The sequence below is a fragment of the Jiella soli genome, assembly GCF_020615385.1.
Taxonomy (GTDB): Bacteria; Pseudomonadota; Alphaproteobacteria; order Rhizobiales; family Rhizobiaceae; genus VKMB-3413.
On sequence record NZ_JAJAVB010000016.1, the window covers coordinates 104,772 to 122,346 of the forward strand.

The 17,575-nt window shown below is 66.9% G+C and carries 16 protein-coding genes; 11 read left to right on the forward strand and 5 right to left on the reverse strand.

Translation table 11 applies throughout. The features are described 5' to 3' along the window. Positions 1-22 precede the first annotated feature (22 nt). From LH400_RS09985 to LH400_RS10035, 11 genes are all read left to right on the forward strand, one after another. The gene (locus LH400_RS09985; RefSeq protein ID WP_229152530.1) at positions 23-1,516 is read left to right on the forward strand and encodes a hypothetical protein; all 1,494 of its coding nucleotides are present in this window, start codon (positions 23-25) and stop codon (positions 1,514-1,516) included. Positions 1,517-1,560: 44 nt separating this feature from the next. Next, entirely contained in the window at positions 1,561-2,106 is a 546-nt protein-coding gene (locus LH400_RS09990) for a hypothetical protein (RefSeq protein ID WP_229152531.1), read from the forward strand. A gap of 175 nt (positions 2,107-2,281) precedes the next feature. Continuing rightward, positions 2,282-3,466, forward strand: a complete 1,185-nt coding sequence (locus LH400_RS09995) for a hypothetical protein (protein ID WP_229152532.1) — start codon at positions 2,282-2,284, stop codon at positions 3,464-3,466. 55 nt (positions 3,467-3,521) lie between these two features. Further along, positions 3,522-4,229: a hypothetical protein gene (locus tag LH400_RS10000; protein WP_229152533.1), complete on the forward strand. Its 708-nt coding sequence runs from the start codon at positions 3,522-3,524 to the stop codon at positions 4,227-4,229. 11 nt (positions 4,230-4,240) lie between these two features. Continuing rightward, entirely contained in the window at positions 4,241-5,299 is a 1,059-nt protein-coding gene (locus tag LH400_RS10005) for a S1 family peptidase (protein WP_229152534.1), read from the forward strand. Positions 5,300-5,379: 80 nt separating this feature from the next. Continuing rightward, entirely contained in the window at positions 5,380-6,357 is a 978-nt protein-coding gene (locus tag LH400_RS10010) for an OmpA family protein (protein ID WP_304502362.1), read from the forward strand. 110 nt (positions 6,358-6,467) lie between these two features. Further along, the gene (locus LH400_RS10015; RefSeq protein ID WP_229152535.1) at positions 6,468-7,511 is read left to right on the forward strand and encodes a hypothetical protein; all 1,044 of its coding nucleotides are present in this window, start codon (positions 6,468-6,470) and stop codon (positions 7,509-7,511) included. A 94-nt stretch (positions 7,512-7,605) separates the two neighbouring features. Next, positions 7,606-9,378 (forward strand): S8 family peptidase, encoded by a 1,773-nt coding sequence (locus LH400_RS10020; RefSeq protein WP_229152536.1) that lies wholly within the window; start codon positions 7,606-7,608, stop codon positions 9,376-9,378. A gap of 46 nt (positions 9,379-9,424) precedes the next feature. Then, positions 9,425-10,120, forward strand: coding sequence for an SH3 domain-containing protein (locus LH400_RS10025; RefSeq protein WP_229152537.1), 696 nt, complete (start codon positions 9,425-9,427; stop codon positions 10,118-10,120). 59 nt (positions 10,121-10,179) lie between these two features. Then, on the forward strand, positions 10,180-11,103 hold the full coding sequence (locus tag LH400_RS10030) for a YceI family protein (RefSeq protein WP_229152538.1): 924 nt from the start codon (positions 10,180-10,182) through the stop codon (positions 11,101-11,103). Between the two features lie 184 nt (positions 11,104-11,287). Further along, positions 11,288-11,533: a hypothetical protein gene (locus LH400_RS10035; protein WP_229152539.1), complete on the forward strand. Its 246-nt coding sequence runs from the start codon at positions 11,288-11,290 to the stop codon at positions 11,531-11,533. A gap of 111 nt (positions 11,534-11,644) precedes the next feature. Here LH400_RS10035 and LH400_RS10040 read toward each other — a convergent pair whose 3' ends face one another. The 5 genes from LH400_RS10040 to dctP form a co-directional block, all read right to left on the reverse strand. Continuing rightward, positions 11,645-13,174, reverse strand: a complete 1,530-nt coding sequence (locus LH400_RS10040) for a malonate--CoA ligase (RefSeq protein ID WP_229152540.1) — start codon at positions 13,172-13,174, stop codon at positions 11,645-11,647. Continuing rightward, positions 13,171-14,526, reverse strand: a complete 1,356-nt coding sequence (locus LH400_RS10045) for a malonyl-CoA decarboxylase (RefSeq protein WP_229152541.1) — start codon at positions 14,524-14,526, stop codon at positions 13,171-13,173. The genes LH400_RS10040 and LH400_RS10045 overlap by 4 nt, the downstream gene beginning before the upstream one ends. Further along, entirely contained in the window at positions 14,523-15,851 is a 1,329-nt protein-coding gene (locus tag LH400_RS10050; RefSeq protein WP_229152542.1) for a TRAP transporter large permease, read from the reverse strand. Before LH400_RS10050 ends, LH400_RS10045 begins: the two co-directional genes overlap by 4 nt. Further along, positions 15,848-16,387, reverse strand: coding sequence for a TRAP transporter small permease subunit (locus LH400_RS10055; RefSeq protein WP_229152543.1), 540 nt, complete (start codon positions 16,385-16,387; stop codon positions 15,848-15,850). Before LH400_RS10055 ends, LH400_RS10050 begins: the two co-directional genes overlap by 4 nt. Before the next feature lie 74 nt (positions 16,388-16,461). Then, entirely contained in the window at positions 16,462-17,451 is a 990-nt protein-coding gene (dctP, locus tag LH400_RS10060; RefSeq protein WP_370638367.1) for a TRAP transporter substrate-binding protein DctP, read from the reverse strand. Between the last annotated feature and the right edge of the window lie 124 nt (positions 17,452-17,575).

Sequence of the window (17,575 nt, forward strand, 5' to 3'; positions counted from 1 at the left end):
CGTTCCCAGCGGAAGGTTCGCCATGACGCAGTCCAACGCGTTGTTCACCTGGTCGGAGACGGCCCAATCGGAGTTCGATGCCGTCCTCGACGGCAGCGAGACCTCGGATCGCTTCCGCTTCGCCCTGGCGCAGACGATCGCCAATGGCTGGTCGTCCAATCGCGACAAGCCGGTCTGGGCGCTGGCGGCCCTGTTGGCGGCGCTCGGCGAGGTCAAGGCCGGGCTCGGCACGAGCCTCGACTTCCTCTGGAGCCCGGCGCCGTCCATGCTGACGGCGCTCAGAAAGTCCGGCCACACGGCCGTGCAGGCGAACGAAGGCGGGTCGGTGCAGCTGAGGGCCCCCGGCGGGGCCCTGATGGTCGATCGGTTCCGCCTGAAGCTGCTCCAGAAATATCTGGAATTCCTCATCACCTGCAACGGCTTCCAACATGCCGAGGAGATCGCCCGGCAGCTCGATGCCTGCCTTGCCGGCGGGCTCGCCGACGCCGCTACGATCGAGGCGAGCGTCCGAATGATCTCGAAGATCCTCTATCGCTACCGGACCGAGCATTTCGACGACGGCCATGCGACCTCGGCCTTTTCGATCCTCCGCGCCTATCTCGCCACGGCCGGTGACAAGGTCACCGACGACAGCGTGCTCGAATTCTGGGTCTCGGAAGAAAACAGCTACTTCCGCACCTATCAGGCCAGCTACTTCGCCATGAAGGACTATGTCGACGCGCTGCGGGGCGCGCGGGCGCGATCTGCCATGCGCAATGCCGCCGAGGTCGACGCGCCCGGGATCGCCGGCGCTCTCTCGGTCGATTTCGTCGATCCGTTCGAGCGCGAGGACGAGGGCGATCTGGATGGGGACGGGCCGGACCTGGAACTCGCCGCCGAGGCGGCCGAGAGCGCGGCGGAGGAGGCCGGGCAGGGCGAGGAAGCCGCGCTCGCAGCCCTGAGGGCGATCGAGGCTGGCACGGTCAAGATCCTGAAGAAGAAGGAGGGAATGCTCGCCGCGCCGATCCTCTCGGCGGGTGTCTTCGGCTGCGCCCTGCCGACGGCTACCTTACGGCTCCTGGCCTTCCACCCGATCCAGTCTGCGCTTTCCAATAGTCTGAGGACAGGCCGGGCAACGCTGCCGCTCGAAGAGCGGGTCACCTGCGTGGAAGCCCGAACCTACACGGCGCTGATGGGGGAGGTCGCCGAATTGGAAACTGCGATGCGCGACTGGTTGAAGATCGCGCTCGCCGTCAGATCCGAGGAAGCGGCCGCCGACGTCCGGGCAGAGACGGTCCGCTCTGAGGGGCTCGCGCTCCTCAAGAGCCGCCGCAGCCAGTCGCTGGCGCGCTCCCGCGCGGAGCTCGCCGAGGCCTTCGCTGCGGTCGAAACCGCCCTTGTCACCGTGGCGCGCGGGCTCGGTGCCTACCGTGCCGTCGTTCTCCAGCGGCTGGCCGGCGACCGCCTCGATGCCGGCTTCGAAGCCGACCGCGAACGCTTCGCGGCCCAGCTGCGGCGCCTCTACCTCGTTTCCTGACGCGCAAGACCGCGCCCTGACCCAAAGCAAGAAAGGACGGCTCCGTGAGCATCCGGCTCGAATCCATCGACACTCCCGAAGACCTCGCGGAGGCCCGGCGCCGCTTCGTCGAGCGCCAGGCCGCCCGCCGTCTGGCCTCGCCGGAGACGGATGGCGTCGGCGCCGGATCTGCCCCGCGGATCGACGTCGCCGCCTTCCTGTCGGGCGAGGCGAGTCCGCCGGCGGGCACGCCTGTTCCGCTCGGTCTGCTGCGGCTGAAGCGCTATCAGAGCCAGGCCAAGAGCCTCGCCTTCTCCCCCGCTGCCAGGGCTGCGAGCACCGACACGCAGATCGCCCGCACCATCGGCGCCTTCCGGCTTGAAGTCCTCGAGGAAGAGGATGCCGTCTTCGTCGTGGTGGGCGGTCCCGAAGGCTTGGCGCTGCCGCGCCAGCTGACGTTGATCCATGAGGGAATGCGCCAGTCGCTGGACCTGCCTCTCGGTAAGCCTATCGGCAAAATCGTCCAGACGGGACTTGATCCATTGTCTAGGGAAGATCAAACTGTCATAGACATGTTGAAAGATCCGGAAACGGAGATCTACCTTTCGTAGGAATAGGTTGGGTATCGTGCATCTGGCGCTAGCAAGCGAGAGAATCGGTCGCCTGGGAGCGGGTCAATTTACCTGGTGAGCCGCAATGGATTCGCTTGCAACCCTACGGAATGATCGGCCGGGTCCGGATGCTCAGCTCGTTATTCGCACAGGGTCCCGATCGACGCGATCCGACGTGACGCGGTCCGACATGAAGCCGGGTCCGAGACTGATCATTCCGACGACGGCGGGGCCGGTCGTGATCCGCGGCGTCCGGCGCCGCCCTCGGCTGCCGGCAAGCTACATGGCGATCGCCGGGGATTTTCGTCCGCTGGCCCTGTCCGGTGATTATGACCGCTTCGTCAACGGCCCGCTGCGGCAGGTCGCGCCCGATCTGCCGGCCGTGGAACTCAGCCTCGACGGGGATCTCGATTGCGGGCGCTCCTGGGAGCTGCCGGTCCTGATCGCGCACTGCCTGGAACTGGCGGGGCTCTTGGACGAAGCGACGCCGACCCTTGTCTGGGCGACCGGCATGGTGGACGCCGATCTCGACCCGCTGCCCGCCGAATACCACCTGCCGATGAAGCTCGCCCTGAGCGAAGCCCTGTTCAGCGAGGCGCGGGCACGGGACGAACGGATCGTGATGGTCGTCCCGCCGCCGCTGACACCGGCCGAGCGCGAGGTGGTCGAGGCCTTCGCCCGCCGCTACGGCGCCGAACTCATGATCGCCGAGCGTCTTGCCGACGTCTTCGCAGCCTTTGATCTGCCGCTTCCGGGCGATGCCGGGGAGAAGCTGCCTGCCCTTGCCGGTGGAGCGGAGACGGGCGCCGATGCTGCGGAGCCGGACGGCAGGGGAAGGCGCCTTTCGCGCATCCCGACGCTGATCGCGCTGTCGCTCCTGGCGGTGACTGGCAGCGCCGGACTTGCCTATCTCGTGTTTTCCTCTGGGCTTTCCACTGAGCCAACGAACCCGGGACATCCGCCCGAACGCGCAGAGTTCGCGGCCGGCCCGGTTCTTTCGGTGGACGGGCTTTACGCAGAGGACAGAGCGGCATGCAAGGAGCGGATTTTCTATGGCCGGCCGCTGACGACGGAACCGGCGCTCCAGGGAGCCGACGGGCTCGTCGTCGCCTCCAGGCCCGGGCTCTGCGGCCTTCGCTTTCGCAATCTCGCCGACGGTCCGCGGGCTCTGACGCTCGATCCGCGCCTCGCCGGCCTGGGCATTCCCGGCAATGCCTCCCTCGTCTCGGACACCGATCTCGGCGCCGGCGAAACGACGATCTTCTTCTTCTCGCGCTCGCCGCAGGACCTCGATGCACAGGCGGTGCTGCGCGATGCGGCGTCCGGGCGGGAAGACCGGGTGACCATCCGCATTCAATGAACCGGCATGCCGCAACGGCCGCGTGGCGCGGTCGGCAGGAACAGGGAGAAGGCGCATGACCGGCATGGGAGGACCGGCGCGGTATCGGGCCAGAACCTGGCTCCTGACGCGCCTTGCTGCCACGTTTGCATGGACCGCGCTCGTCGCGGCGACGCCGAGCCTGGCCGAAAGCGACATCAACGCCATCCTCGGCAACCAGCCGACAGAGGCGCCGCAGGCCGTGCAGCCGCCGGTGCAGCCGGGACCGGCGGCGACCGTGAACTCTCCGCAGATCGGCGGCGAGACCGCGGGCGCTCCGATCAGCCGGGACGGCTCGGACGAGCGGTGGGTCAAGAGCGACCACCCGCTTCGCAATCTCAGCGTCATCTCGGTGCAGCCGCTGCCCTCGGAGACCTGTCAGGATGTTCTCTTCGATATCCGCCCCTCGACCCGTGTGCGCCATGCGCCGGAGATCGGCGGAACGATTGATTTCGACCTCGGCCAGCTGTGCCTTCTCGGCATCCGCAACGAATCCGATCAGCGCACCGTGGTGGTGCGGGTGGGCGACGAACTGCGCACCATCGCGATCGTCTCCGACAGCCGGCTGAACTCCGGCATGGCGCTGGGTCCCGGCCGCGAGATCCTCGTCCCGATCCGCCCGCTCGACATCAAGGCGCTGACCATCCTGGTCGATGCGGTCTGGGACGATCAGATCGACAAGGACAATCCGACGGTCGAGTCCTTCTCGATCCACGTCACCCATCAGAGCAAACCCGGAAGCTGAAGGCCGTCATCATGATCGTGACGCACACCATCCGAGGCAAGAGCGGATCTCGGCATGCGCGGGCGATGCGCCTCGCCGCTTCGCTGATTGCGCTGATCGCCGCAGCGCAGACGGCCGAGGCCGCCGACTTCCGGCTGCCGGCGAACGATTACGGCAAGGTCGTCCTGCCGGTGCACGAGTCGCTCGGCGATGCCGCCCGCGAGGTCGTCGATCGCCAGAACGTCTTCGAGCCGGTGGGCCTCCTCCGCGACGACGATCCGATCCGCCTCCTGACGCGGGCGGTGGGACGCCTCGACCTGAAGGTGGAGGAGGACGGCAAGCAGTTCCTGTCCACCTGCACGGCGACCATTGTCGAGGGCAACATGGTCCTCACCAATTATCACTGCATTCCCGGCTTCACCGGCCGCGTGCTCGAGGCCTCGATCCTGCTCGACTACTACGGGTCGGACAGCAAGACGACGCGCATTCCGGTCGAAACCATGCCGGTCGAGAAGGATCCCAAGCTCGACTATTCGCTGACCCGTCTCGCCGGGCTCGCGCCCGCCGATCTGGTGCCGGTGCCGATTTCGCATGATCACGTGCAGCCGCTGGAACGCCTGACCCTCATCCACCACCCGGCCGGCCAGCCGAAGATGATGACCTCGTTCCGCTGCTATGCCGCACCCAACCAGGGCGACGGCAAGATGCTGCGGCATCGCTGCGACACGCTGCCGGGGTCCTCCGGTGCGCTGATCTTCGACATAAACCGCCATGTCGTCGGCCTGCACCACAGCGGCGGCCTGTCGATCAACGATCCCGCGAGCTTCAATGAAGGCTCGAACATGGGGGACATCCTCGACGAGAGCCAATTGCTGCGTACCTCGGTCGACGCGTCGACGACCGCCGGGACGCCCGGCGTCCCCGCCGTCTCCGCTGCCGGCTCGGACCGGCCGAGCGCGGGATCGGGCGCGGCGCCGGCGACCGAGATCGTCACGGACAGCCAGCCATCGGCTCCGAGCCGGGCCGATGCGGGGACGCCGCGGCCGGGCTCGCCGGCCGATCCCCTAAACAGCATGATCGTTGGCCAATGAGCTCCGATGCCACCTGAAATCGCTCTGGGCTTTCCACCCCTTTGTTGGAGTTCCAACAGCAGCAACAAGGCGTAGCAATCATGGCAACGATTACGCGTAGAACAAAAGGCATGGAGTATCGGGCGGTGCGGTTGGTGCTCGCGGCGCTTCTGGCGACGGCTGCACCGATCGCCACGCCACAGCTCGCCACGCCGGCTGCGGCGCAGCAGAACCATCAGATGAGCGAGCGCGCCGAGCGGATCGTGCGGTCGCTGCGGCCGGCGGCACGCAGCCGCTATTCGGACAGCGCCTATATCCAGCGGATCATCGAGATGGAGATCCCCCTGCCGCACAAGCGCGGCAGCCGGTCGGTCCGTCTGAACTACAATCATTCGATCGATCTTGCGGTCTATTATGATTTCGACAGCGCGAAGATCACCGGCGAGACCGCTGACGTCCTCGACGATCTCGGTGCGGCGCTTGCGACGACGGAGCTCGACGGCAGCCGCTATCTCGTCGCCGGCCACACCGATTCCGCGGGTTCCGAGGGCTATAATCAGTGGCTGTCGGAGCGTCGCGCCCTCTCGGCCAAGCGCTATCTGGTCGAGCATTACCGGATCGATCCCGAACGCCTGGTGGTCGTCGGCTTCGGCGAGACGCGCCTTGCCGACCGGCGCCGGCCGAAGGACGGCATCAACCGCCGGGTCGAGATCACGCTGATCGCCGACGACTACAGCGGACCGACCTCGGAAAGCTTCCGCGCCCCCGACACAAGCTATCTGCCGCGCGGAGCGTCCGAGCCGACGGCGGAGGAACTCGGCCTCGTCGAATACGAAGGACCGTCCTCGGCCGACATCGACTGCGACGCGGCCTCCCGGCTGCAGGATCCGCGGCCGACGCGAACCGGGCTCGACGACTTCGGCAGCCGGCGTACGCCGGTGCCGTGCGGCGATCCGCCCGACGACGCTGCTGCTGCGGCGCCGGTGGCTCTGCCCCCGGTTGCGGAGCCGCAGGAACCGGTCGAGCCGGTCGAGCCGGTGAACCCTGCCGCCGGGCAGAACTCCGCGATCCAGAACTAGGGGAGGTGCCGTACGCCCACGCATCCTTCCCGCCAGAAAGTCGAGAGGCGACTGCCGCTCGAATCCATCGCAGCCATTGAACCTTCCCGTTTCGGAGACCCGATATGAGAATGCTTGCCAAGACTGCCGCCCTCGCCATGTTCGGCGTCGCCCTGTCCACGACCGGCGTGTTAGCGGCCACCGTGAATATCGTCGTGATGCAGGAGGACTGGGATCCCGAAAGCCTGCCGCGCAACAACCGCATCCAGAACGCCGTCCTCTCGGAGTTCAACCAGACGCTCAACGCCCCGGCCTACCAGTCGGTGCTGAAGCGCTACGGCATCGAGGGCATGGACGTCTATGACGAGACCAGCGTCTCGCTGAACTTCTACCAGCAGGATCGCCAGCGCCGGACCGACGAGGAGCTGATCTCGCTCGCCCGCACGGTCAAGAACCCGACCCTCGACGTCGTCGTTCCCTACACCCTCTATGCCCGGGCGGTGACCGATCCCTACACGCAGATCGTCAAGCTGCAGATGTCGCTCAACTACCGGGCGCTCGACGTGCGCAGCGGCCGCTTCTTCGGCGGCGACAACCTGGACATCGACACCGCTGGCGTGCCCTTCACCGGCTGTGCCACCGCCATCAACGGCACCCAGGCCGACCCGCACTGCGTGAAGGAGTTCGTCTCGCAGAACGGTGAGAAGCTCGCCCGCAATGCCGGCAACAAGCTCGCCATCCAGCTCGCCGCGCTGCTCGGCCGGAAATATTCCAGCTCGGACAGCTACGACGACTCCAGCTCGGAGAACACGGCCGCGAACGAGGCGATCGAGACCGACGTTGCGCATGCCGATCGGGGGACGATCGTCCACGAGAGGCGCTCCTCGGCCTGCGGCAACCTCCCGACCACCTATGCGGTCAAATTCCGCGGCTTCGAGCAGCGGCAGGTGAACGCGGTCGAAGAGTACATGGCCTTCTGGAAGTGCGCGATCAACCTGAACGTCTCGGACTCCGACTTCTCCGAGGTGACGTTCCAGTACAAGACCCGCGCCGACCAGCAGCGCGTCCTGCGCAACATCCGGCTGATGCTCGAACTGATGGGCGTCGTCGCAGAACCGCAGACCATCGGCTCGAACGAGATCGTCGTCGAGGTCCTCGGCCTGCGCGAGAATTGAGACCGGCGCGGCGCCTTCGACTTGAAGGCGCCGCTCCCGCCGCGCGGCCACGTCGGCCCTTTCGCTCATCCCCGCTTTCCCGGAACCGATTTCGATGTGCAAGGCTGAAGTCCGTTTCCCGCTCGCCGCTTCCTCCGCCGTCGTCGCCGGCCTTCGGCTGACGATCGCCTCGGCGGCGCTGACTGTCCTTCCTTTCGCGCCCGGCGCCATGGCCCAACAGAGCCGCGCCGAAGCCGCGCGGCAGATTTCCCCGACCGCCGCCCCGGCGCTGAAGACCCCCGCCGTCCGGCTGATCGATCCGACCCGCGTCATCGTCACCCTGAAGCCGGGGGCGAGCCACGAAAGCCTCGTGACCGAAATGAACCGGCGCAAGGAATCGGCCGGCGGCGCTCTCGACCAGGCGACTGCCGCGGTCGCCGCCATGCGCCGCCAGTCCGGCCAGAGTTTCGTGCTGCCGCTCACCGCCGGCCAACGCGAAGCCAATATCGCCGTGCGGCCCGTCGCGGTCGCCGCGACCGGCGGTGATTTCTCCTCCGCGCTCGACGCGCGCGCCTCCCAGATGGTCGAGGCGCTGCGCCGCATGCCCGAGGTCGCGGCGGTCGAACCGAGCGTCATGTGGTTTCCGACGCAGGCGAACCCGGCCGATGCCATGAATGCCCTGATCGAGGGGTCCACTGCTCCCAGAGGCGGCCGCGTCATCGCCGATACGCCGGATTCCGGTTCGATCGACGCCATCGTGGGAGCACCGCCGGCCCGCAATCCCGTCCCGGCGCTTGCCGTGACGCCCCAGGCGCTTCCGGACGATCCGCTGCTGCCGCTGCAATGGGCGCTGAAGACCAATGCGAGCGCCGTCACGAACGATGCGCTGCCGGGAGGAAGTGGCTTCGTCGCCCATGCGGGCCTCAGCGGCTCGGCGAACCAGGCGGCGCCGGTCGTCGCGATCATCGACACCGGCCTCGTGAAGAGCCATCAGGACCTTGCTACGGGCGAGGTCCTCCCAGGCTACGACTTCATCACGCTGCCCTTCGTCGCCAATGACGGCGACGGCCGCGACGCCGATGCGAGCGATCCCGGCGACGGTCCGGCCGCGAACGATTGCGGGGAGGGCACGCCGGCGCGCGCCAGCACCTTCCACGGATCGCATGTCGCCGGCATCGCCGGTGCGGTCGCCACCGGCAACAGCGTCGGGATTGCCGCGCCGGGCGTGGTGAAGATCCTGCCCGTACGCGTGCTCGGCAAATGCGGCGGCTTCGATTCCGACATCACCGACGCCGTGCGCTGGGCCGCGGGCCTGCCGGTCGACGGGATCCCGCTCAACCCCAACCCGGCGAAGATCCTCAACATGAGCCTCGGCGGGCCCGGCCCGTGCAGCCTCGCCTTTCAGGCGGCAGTGAACGAGGTGCTCGCCAAGGGCGCGGTCGTCATCGTCGCCGCCGGCAATGACGGCGTCGATGCGACCACCCAGACACCGGCCAATTGCAGCGGCGTCATCACCGTCGCGGCGAGCGACGCCCGCGGCTTCATCGCCCCCTATTCGAACTTCGGCCCGCGCGTCGACATCCTGGCGCCCGGTGGCGACAACAGCCGCGACGACGACGGCAACGGCCGGCCCGACGGCATTCTGTCGATGGTCGACGGCGGCTACGAGTTCAAGGAAGGCACGTCCATGGCGACGCCGCTGGTCTCCGCCGCGGCCGCCATCGTTGCGGCCGAACGCCCCGACGTCACGGCCGACGAGGTGAAATCGATCTTGAGCGCGGCCGCCCTGCCGCGCGACGCCAGCCAATGCCCGAAGGGCTGCGGCTCGGGCCTCCTGCAGTTCACCGCGCCCGCCCAGTCCGCCGCCACGACCGCCGTTCGCAGATGAGCGCGGTTAAGTGTCCTGTTCAGTCCGAAGCGAAGAGGTTGAGTGTATGTCTAAGTTCCGCGTGTTTTTCGCAATCGTGCTTGGCGGGCTTGGGTTCGCCCTGCCTGCCGCGGCTCAGTCCTGCGACAATTATCGGGTCGAGGCGCGGCTTTTGAACATGCGCGCCGAGCCGAACGTCTTCGGCAACATCATCGACGTCCTGCGCCAGGACGAGATCGTGTGTCTTTCCAAGACCCAATCCACGAGCGGCCAGGACTGGGGCCTCGTCGTCACCAAGTCGCGGCCGGACGGAAGCGGGTCGGAAACGGTCGAGGGCTGGACGAGCCTGCGCTACCTGTCGAAGATGGAGACGCCGCCGAGCGATCCCGGCGCCGATCAGCCGGTCGCCGGCCAGCCTCAGCCCCAGCCGACCGACGACGCTGCGCTGCCGGGGACGGTCCCCGAGCCCGAGCCGGCACAGCTGAACTTCGCCGAGCCGGTGCCGTTCGGGCCGTTCCCGGTGCGCGGGCGCAGCCTGGAGCAGCTCGCCAACAGCCTGCCGCTGTTCTCGCCGATCGACGGCCTGCCGGACACGCGCTGGAAGAAGCAGTGCACGTCCTGCCACCAGTGGAACAAGGATCGGCTCTGCGACCAGGGCAAGTCCTACGCGGCCAGTCCGGTCAACATCATCCGCATCCAGCATCCTTATGGCGGGCCCTACAAGAAGGCTCTGGCGACCTGGGCCAAGAGCGGCTGCAACTAGGACGCCCGGCCATGCGAACCGTCCGCAGACGAGGACCAACGATGACAAGGAGCAAGCATATGCGCAAGAAAGGCGTCGCGCTGGCCGCGCTATCGGCTGCGGCAGCGTTTTCCGGCGGCACCGCCGCCAGTGCATGCGAGTTCTACCGCACCATGGAGGCGCAGGCGGAACTCTTCGACCTGCCGGATTCGGGCGGCGGCCTCGCCTTCGCCCTGGTCCCGAGCTCGGCGCAGTCCTGCGTCATGGAAGAGAAAACCGACGGCAACGGCCACAAATGGATGCGGCTCGGCTTCTATACGGTCGACGGCGTCAAATACAATGTCGACGGCTGGGTGCGCGAGGAGTCGGTGTCGCCCCCGGCGCCCACCGCGCAACTCGCCTCGACTGAGCGCAGCACCGCCCCGATCGAGGCGCCGACGCAAAGCCCGACGGTCGATGCCAAGGCGGCGTTCTTCGCCAAGGACTGGCGCCTCGATCCGGGACGCTCGCGCGTCAATTTCGTCACGATCAAGAAGGGGACTGTCGTCGAGACGCACAGTTTCGGGACGATGTCCGGAGAGGTGGCGGCGAGCGGCGATGCCGACATCAAGATCAAGCTCGAATCGGTGAATACCGGGATCGACATCCGCGACGTCCGGATGCGCTTCCTCCTGTTCAACATCGACGAGTTCCCGGAAGCTGAAATCAAGGCCAAGATCGATCCCGCAGCGATGCAGACGGTGTGGGACGAGCGCCAGATCTCCTACGATCTGCCGTTGACGCTGACGATCCGCGGCGTCTCGAAGGAGATGACCGTGCCGGTGATCATCTCGCGCCTGTCCGACGATATGGTCCAGGTCACCTCCAGCCAGCCGGTGACCGTCAGCGGCACGGACTTTAACATGGCCGACGGGCTCAAGAAGCTCAGCGAGGCCGCCGGCGACATCGACATCACCCCGTCTTCCCCGGTGACGTTCGAGCTCTCCTTCGTCCCTGCCGCCTGATCCCGGCAGGCACCGCATCCAACCGATCCGCAAGCATTCTGACCGCCGGCCGCAACGCCGGCGGTCTTTACGTTGGGCCCTCCGACTGTCTGTCGCGAGAAAAAATCGATCCCGGTCGGCAAATTCGGCTCTGGCGCTTCCACTCAGCAGGGTGTCACCAGCAACCAACCGGAGTTATCCGACCATGTTCCGTAAGACCCTCATCGCATTTGCGACGACTGCTGCCGCCGCGGCTGCGCTGATCGCTCCGGCGGAAGCCGGCAGCTACGGCAATGGCTACCACCGCAATCATCATCACGTTCGGCACTACGGCCACCACGTCAAGACGTATCACAAGGTCTGCCGCACCAAGACCTATCGCAAGTTCGTCGGCTACGACTACCACGGCAACAAGCTGTTCGTCGTCAAGCACCGCAAGGTCTGCCGCTAGGCGCGGCGCCGGTTCCGATCGGCTGTCCCATCGTCCCCCGTCCCTCGTTCGTCGGACAGCCGGAAGCCGCCCCGTCCTCCCCGGGGCGGCTTCGCTGCGTTCAGGCGCCGCTCAGCCCTCGGCCAGAAGCGAGGCGAAGCGTTCGCGCAGGACGTTCTTCTGTACCTTCCCCATCGTGTTGCGCGGCAGTTCGTCGACGAAAACGATCCGCTTGGGCTGCTTGAAGCGCGCGAGCCGATCCTTCAGAGCGGCCGTCAGAGCCGCTTCCTCGAGCGGCCTGTTCGCCACCACGACGCCGACCACCCCTTCGCCGAAATCGGGATGGGGCACGCCGATCACCGCGCTCTCGACGACGCCGTCGAGTTCGTCGATCGCAAGCTCGACCTCCTTCGGATAGACGTTGAAGCCGCCGGTGATGACGAGATCCTTTCCGCGGCCGACGATCGAGACGTAGCCGTCCGCGTCGACAAGGCCGAGGTCGCCGGTGATGAAGAAACCGTCCGGCCGAAATTCCGAGGCGGTCTTCTCCGGCATCTGCCAATAGCCGGCAAAGACGTTCGGTCCCTTCACCTCGATCACGCCGATCTCCCCGTCCGGGAGCGTCTCACCCGTCTCCGGATCGGCGATCCGCAGGGAGACCCCCGGCAGCGGGAAGCCGACCGTGCCGGCCCGCCGCTCGCCCTCATAGGGGTTGGAGGTGTTCATGTTGGTCTCGGTCATGCCGTAGCGCTCGAGAATGCGCTGGCCGGTCTTGGCTTCGAAGGCGCGGTGGGTTTCCGCGAGCAGCGGCGCCGACCCCGACGTGAACAGCCGCATATGACCCGCCGTCTCCCGGCTCAGCCGATCGTCGGCGAGAAGCCGGGTGTAGAAGGTCGGCACGCCCATCATCGACGTCGCCTGGGGCAGGTATTTGAAGACCTCCTCGACGTCGAACTTCGGCAGGAAGATCATCCCACTGCCCGAGATCATCACCGTGTTGCAGGCGACGAAGAGGCCATGGGTGTGGAAGATCGGCAGGGTGTGGAGCAGCGTGTCGCTCTCGGTAAAGCGCCAGCTGTCCTTCAGTACCTCGGCATTGGAGAGGAGGTTCTCATGAGTCAGCATCGCGCCCTTGGAGCGCCCGGTCGTGCCGGAGGTGTAGAGGATCGCGGCAAGATCGTCCGGTCCCCGCGCAACCGTCTCGAACTGCTCCTTGGCAGCCAGCGCCTTGTCGCTGAGGGAGCCGGCGCTGGTCTCGGGCGATTGCCAGACGCCGAGCGTTTCGATCGCCGCCCCGGCCTCGCGCGCCACCGGCGCGAGCTGGTCGCGCTTCTTCGGATCGCAGACGAAGACACGCGGCTTGGCGTCGCCGAGGAAATAGGCGATTTCGGCCGGCGTATAGGCGGTGTTGAGCGGCAGGAAGACGCCGCCGGCCCGCACCGTGCCCAGATAGAGCATCAGGGCTTCGATCGACTTCTCGACCTGGACCGCGACCCTGTCGCCCGGCTGCAGCCCGAGCCAGGTCAGGACATTGGCGAAGCGCGCCGAGACCTTGTCGACATCGCCGTAGGTATAGTGGCGGCCATCCGGCAGGAGCGCGAAGCGCCGGTCGGGCTCGCCGGCCGCGGTCGAGGTGAGCGCGTCGAAAAGCGTATTGGTCATGCGACGTCCTTCATGGAATGTCCGGCCCGGCCGGGCAGGAGAGCGGTCACGGCCCGGCTCGCGGCGACTTCGGCGTCGCTGGCATAGGCTTCGTGACGCTGCTCGACGCGCGGCAGGTCGTAGAGATAGTTCACCATCAGCCCGTGCCCCTGCCGCATGCCGCGGGCGGAGGAATCGCCGAGATGCATGATCCGGTTGAGCATCGCGCCATTGCCGAGATGGAAGCGCGCGACCGGGTCCTGCGGCTGCCCGTCGGGGCGCTTGGCGCGCAGGAAGTAGCGCGCGGCGAGCGAGAGGACGCCCGGCCGCGCCTCGCCGGCGCGCACGGGATCGGCCGCCCAGTTCTCCTGTGACAGGATCGCCAGCGCCAGCTTCTCGGCCGGCTCCAGCCTCTGCCGCATCTCGTCCGGCAGGCTCGAAATCCAGGCGGCAAAGCCCGGGACGGGCGACAGCGTGACGAAGGTCTTCAGGTTCGGGATCGTCTCCTTCAGGTCCTCGGCCACCTGCTTGATCAGGAAGGAACCGAAGGACACGCCGGCAAGGCCGCTATGGCAGTTCGAGATCGAGTAGAACACCGCCGTCTCGGCCACCTGAGGCGAGATCACGATGCGGTCCGGGTCGAGGACTGAGGCGATCGTGGCGGGAATCTCCTCGGTCAGGGCCACCTCGACGAAGATCAGCGGGTCGTCCGGGATCGAGGGGTGGAAGAAGGCGAAGCAGCGCCGGTCGGCGGGCGCGAGGCGCTGGCGCAGCTCGTCCCATGTGCCGATCGCATGCACCGCCTCGTATCGGATGATCTTTTCCAGCACCGAGGCCGGGGTGTTCCAGTCGATCGGCCGCAGCATGAGGAAGCCGCGGTTGAACCAGGACTGGAAGAGATGGCGCAGATCCGCGTCGACCGGGCCGTATTTCTCCCGGTCCGCGCGCATCAGCGGCAGCAGCTTCTCGCGCAGCTTGACGAGTTCGGCCGTCCCGCCCGGGGCGAGATTGAGACGACGGAAGAGTTCCTGGCGCGGCGGTTCGGCGAGATGCTGGAGCCGGGCAAGGTTCGCCGGATCGGGCGCGTCGGCATAGGCCTCGGCGGCAGCGCGAAGCGCCTCCTCGTCGGGCATGAAGTCTTCCGCGAACATCTGAAACAGCGCGACCGTCGCCTCTTCGTCGAGCGCCCTGATCGCCTTCAGGATCTCCGCCGCGAGCCGGACGCCCGTCGCCTCGCCCTTCGAGGAGACGAGCTTGCGGCAGAGGGCCGAGATCGCCGGGACGTCCATCGGCTTGGTGGCGTCGTCGCCGAGGAACCAGGAGCGGGCGCCGAGCGAGCTGAGCAGGTCGGACAGAAGCGAAACGCGGCTCATCCCCCGACTCCGCTGACAAGGTTGGGAAGAAACAGCGCGATCTGCGGGAAGATGCAGAGGCAGACGATCCCCAGCACCATGCACAGGACATAGGGGAAAGACCCGCGCAGGACCTGCGCCAGCGAGATGTCCGGCGCGATCCCGTTGATGACGTAGAGATTGAGCCCAACGGGCGGCGTGATCAGGCCGATCTCCATGTTGATCGTCAGGATCACCGCGAACCAGTAGGGGTCGAAGCCGGCATTGATGACGATCGGCAGAAGGATCGGCGCGGTCATCAGGATCACCCCGACCGGCGGCAGGAAGAAGCCGGCGACCAGGAGGAAGAGGTTGATCACGCCCATCAGCACCCAGCGATTGACGTCGAGATCGGCGATCACCTGCGCGATCGACTGGGTGATGAAGAGCGAGGACAGGGCGAAGGCGAAGAGTTCCGAGGCGCCGATGATCAGCATGATCATCACGCTTTCCTTCAGCGTGTCGCGGAAGATCTCGGGCATCTGCGAGAACTTCCACGAGCGCGAGAAGATGCCGTAGACCACCGCGACGAGGATCAGGCAGAAGAAGGCGCCGATCCCGGAAGCTTCGGACGGCGTCGCGACGCCGCCGTAAAGGACGTAGAGCACGCCGGCGATGATCGCCAGGAAGGGCAGGACCCGCGGCAGCGCGGCGAAACGCTCGCGCATGGAGTAGCGCTCGGTTAGCTCCGACAGGCCGAGGCCCTGCCGCTTGCAGGCATAGAGCGTCCAGGCCATGAAGAACACGGTCAGCATCAGCCCCGGCAGGAGGCCGGCGAGGAACAGCCGCCCGATCGAGGTCTCCGTGGCGATGCCGTAGACGATCATCGTCACCGAGGGCGGAATCAGGATGCCGAGCGTCCCGCCGGCCGCGATCGAGCCGGCCGCGATCTCCGGCGGGTAGCCGCGCTGGCGCATCTCGGGGATGCCCATCTTGCCGATCGCGGCGCAGGTGGCGGGCGAGGAGCCCGACAGCGCCGCGAAGATCGAGCAGGCGCCGAGATTGGACAGGACGAGGCCGCCCGGAACCCGGTTCAGCCAGCGATCGAGCGCCACGTAGAGGTCCTTGCCGGCGGGCGAGGAGGCGACCGCCGCGCCCATCAGGATGAACATCGGCACCGAGACGAGGGTGAAGGGCGAGAGATAGCCGAAGAACTGTTCGCCGAGCGTCTCGAGGAAGGACACCCCATAGACGGTGAACAGCGCGCCCATCGAGACGAGGCCGAGGGCGAAGGCGATCGGCGTGCCGAGCGCCAGGAACGCAAACAGGGCGGCGAGCATGGTGAAGCCGGCGATGGCGGGGCTCATCGGGCGGTCTCCCGGATCGTCTCTGAAAACAGGGCGTTGTCCGGCTCGGCCGGATCCGCGGGATAGGCCAGCCGCATCAGCTCGGCGACATATTGCAGCGCCAGCATCACGGTGCCGACCGGCATCGGCAGGAGCGGCATCCACAGGGGCACGGCCCAGACCGTCTCCGACGTCCAGCCGTTCGACCACGCCTCCTCGAAGTAGAAGCAGCCCGCATAGGCGAGGAGCGCGACGAAGACCAGCGACAGGAGGCCCGACAGCGCTTCCATCACCAGGCGCACCTTCGGCGAGGCCGCGAGCTGCAGGACGTCGACATTGACATGACCGCGCTTGATCAGGACCCAGGGCGCGCCGAGAAAGGTCGCGGCGACGATCGCATAGGTCGTGTATTCGGTCTGCCAGACGGTCGATTCGCCGAGGATCCGGCGCACGAACACCATCCAGGTGACCGCCAGGACGGCCGAGGCGAGGGCAAGTCCGGCGATGACCGCAAGAGCCCGCGAGATCGCCGAGACGACCGCGATGTAGAGGCGCATCGGCGCCCTCCGCTGCAAGGACGAATTTCGACGGGCGGGCGCGACGAACGCCCGCCCGTCACAAGGGCTAAGGTTTATTCGACGGCGAGCGCTTCGTCGATCAGCTTCTTGCCGTTCGGCACCTTCTCGGAGAAGTTCTTGTAGGAGGTCTTCTTCGCGATATCGAGCCAGGCGTCATAGTTTTCCTTCGACATCGTGGTCACCTCGACGCCGGCCTTCTTGTAGACGTCGATGAGTTCCTGGTCGAGCTTGGGCGCTTCTTCGGCGAAATAGTCCTCGGCCTTCTTGCCTGCGGCCAAGAGCGCGTCCTGCTGCGCCTTGTCGAGCTTTTCGAAGGAGCGCTTGGACATCAGGATCGGCTCGTACATGAACCACAGCGCGTTCTCGCCCGGTGCCGTCAGGCACTTGGAGACCTCGTAGATGCGGTAGGAGACGAGCGAGCCCGACGAGGTGTTGGCGCCGGTCAGGACGTTCTGCTGCATGCCGGTGTAGATTTCCGACGAGGGCATCGAGGAGATCGAGGCGCCGGCGCCGACCAGCATCTCCTCGAAGGCCGGGCCCGCCGCGCGAAGCGTCTGGCCCTTGGCGCTGTCCGGCGTGGTGACGCATTCGGTCGACGAGACGAAGCCGCCGGCCAGCCAGGCGTCCGACAGGACCATCGCCCCGGCCTTGTCGATCTCCGCCTTGATGTCCTTCATGAACGCCGAGTCGTTGAGGCGCTTGGCACGGTCGTGATTGCCGACGAGGCCGGGCATCAGCGTGGCCGAGAAGGACGGATGCCGCCCCGAGGCGTAGTCGAGCGGGAAGGCGGTGATGTCCACCTGGCCCTTGGTCACCGCGCCCCACTGGTCCTTCGCCTTGAACAGCGATTCGCCCGGAAACACCTGCAGCTTCAGGCCGACATTGGCAGCCTCGACGTCCTTGCCGATCATCTGGACCATCTCGTCGCGGACGTCGCCCTTGCCGCCCGGCCACTGGTGCGAGGCCCGCAAGGTGACGTCAGCCGCGAAGGCGCTCGCCGTCAGAGCCATGCTGCAGACGGCTGTCATCAGGATCGATTTCATGGTGTTCCTCCCTTGGATTGTCTTGACGCTCTCCCAAGCGCGTGGCGGTCAGCCAATACGGCCTTGCATGCCATGTCAAGTCGATTGTATACGATCCTAATGACCTTTCCGGATCGCACCGCGT

What these genes read in the sequence shown, in the direction of transcription:
- LH400_RS10010 (WP_304502362.1), top strand. Translation starts at nt 5,380, where the DNA reads ATGGCAACGATTACGCGTAGAACAAAAGGCATGGAGTATCGGGCGGTG.
- LH400_RS10040 (WP_229152540.1), bottom strand. Translation starts at nt 13,174, where the DNA reads ATGACCAATACGCTTTTCGACGCGCTCACCTCGACCGCGGCCGGCGAG.
- LH400_RS10050 (WP_229152542.1), bottom strand. Translation starts at nt 15,851, where the DNA reads ATGAGCCCCGCCATCGCCGGCTTCACCATGCTCGCCGCCCTGTTTGCG.
- LH400_RS10030 (WP_229152538.1), top strand. Translation starts at nt 10,180, where the DNA reads ATGCGCAAGAAAGGCGTCGCGCTGGCCGCGCTATCGGCTGCGGCAGCG.
- LH400_RS10055 (WP_229152543.1), bottom strand. Translation starts at nt 16,387, where the DNA reads ATGCGCCTCTACATCGCGGTCGTCTCGGCGATCTCGCGGGCTCTTGCG.
- LH400_RS10035 (WP_229152539.1), top strand. Translation starts at nt 11,288, where the DNA reads ATGTTCCGTAAGACCCTCATCGCATTTGCGACGACTGCTGCCGCCGCG.
- LH400_RS10000 (WP_229152533.1), top strand. Translation starts at nt 3,522, where the DNA reads ATGACCGGCATGGGAGGACCGGCGCGGTATCGGGCCAGAACCTGGCTC.
- LH400_RS10045 (WP_229152541.1), bottom strand. Translation starts at nt 14,526, where the DNA reads ATGAGCCGCGTTTCGCTTCTGTCCGACCTGCTCAGCTCGCTCGGCGCC.
- LH400_RS09985 (WP_229152530.1), top strand. Translation starts at nt 23, where the DNA reads ATGACGCAGTCCAACGCGTTGTTCACCTGGTCGGAGACGGCCCAATCG.
- LH400_RS10020 (WP_229152536.1), top strand. Translation starts at nt 7,606, where the DNA reads ATGTGCAAGGCTGAAGTCCGTTTCCCGCTCGCCGCTTCCTCCGCCGTC.
- LH400_RS10005 (WP_229152534.1), top strand. Translation starts at nt 4,241, where the DNA reads ATGATCGTGACGCACACCATCCGAGGCAAGAGCGGATCTCGGCATGCG.
- LH400_RS10025 (WP_229152537.1), top strand. Translation starts at nt 9,425, where the DNA reads ATGTCTAAGTTCCGCGTGTTTTTCGCAATCGTGCTTGGCGGGCTTGGG.
- LH400_RS10015 (WP_229152535.1), top strand. Translation starts at nt 6,468, where the DNA reads ATGCTTGCCAAGACTGCCGCCCTCGCCATGTTCGGCGTCGCCCTGTCC.
- dctP (WP_370638367.1), bottom strand. Translation starts at nt 17,451, where the DNA reads ATGAAATCGATCCTGATGACAGCCGTCTGCAGCATGGCTCTGACGGCG.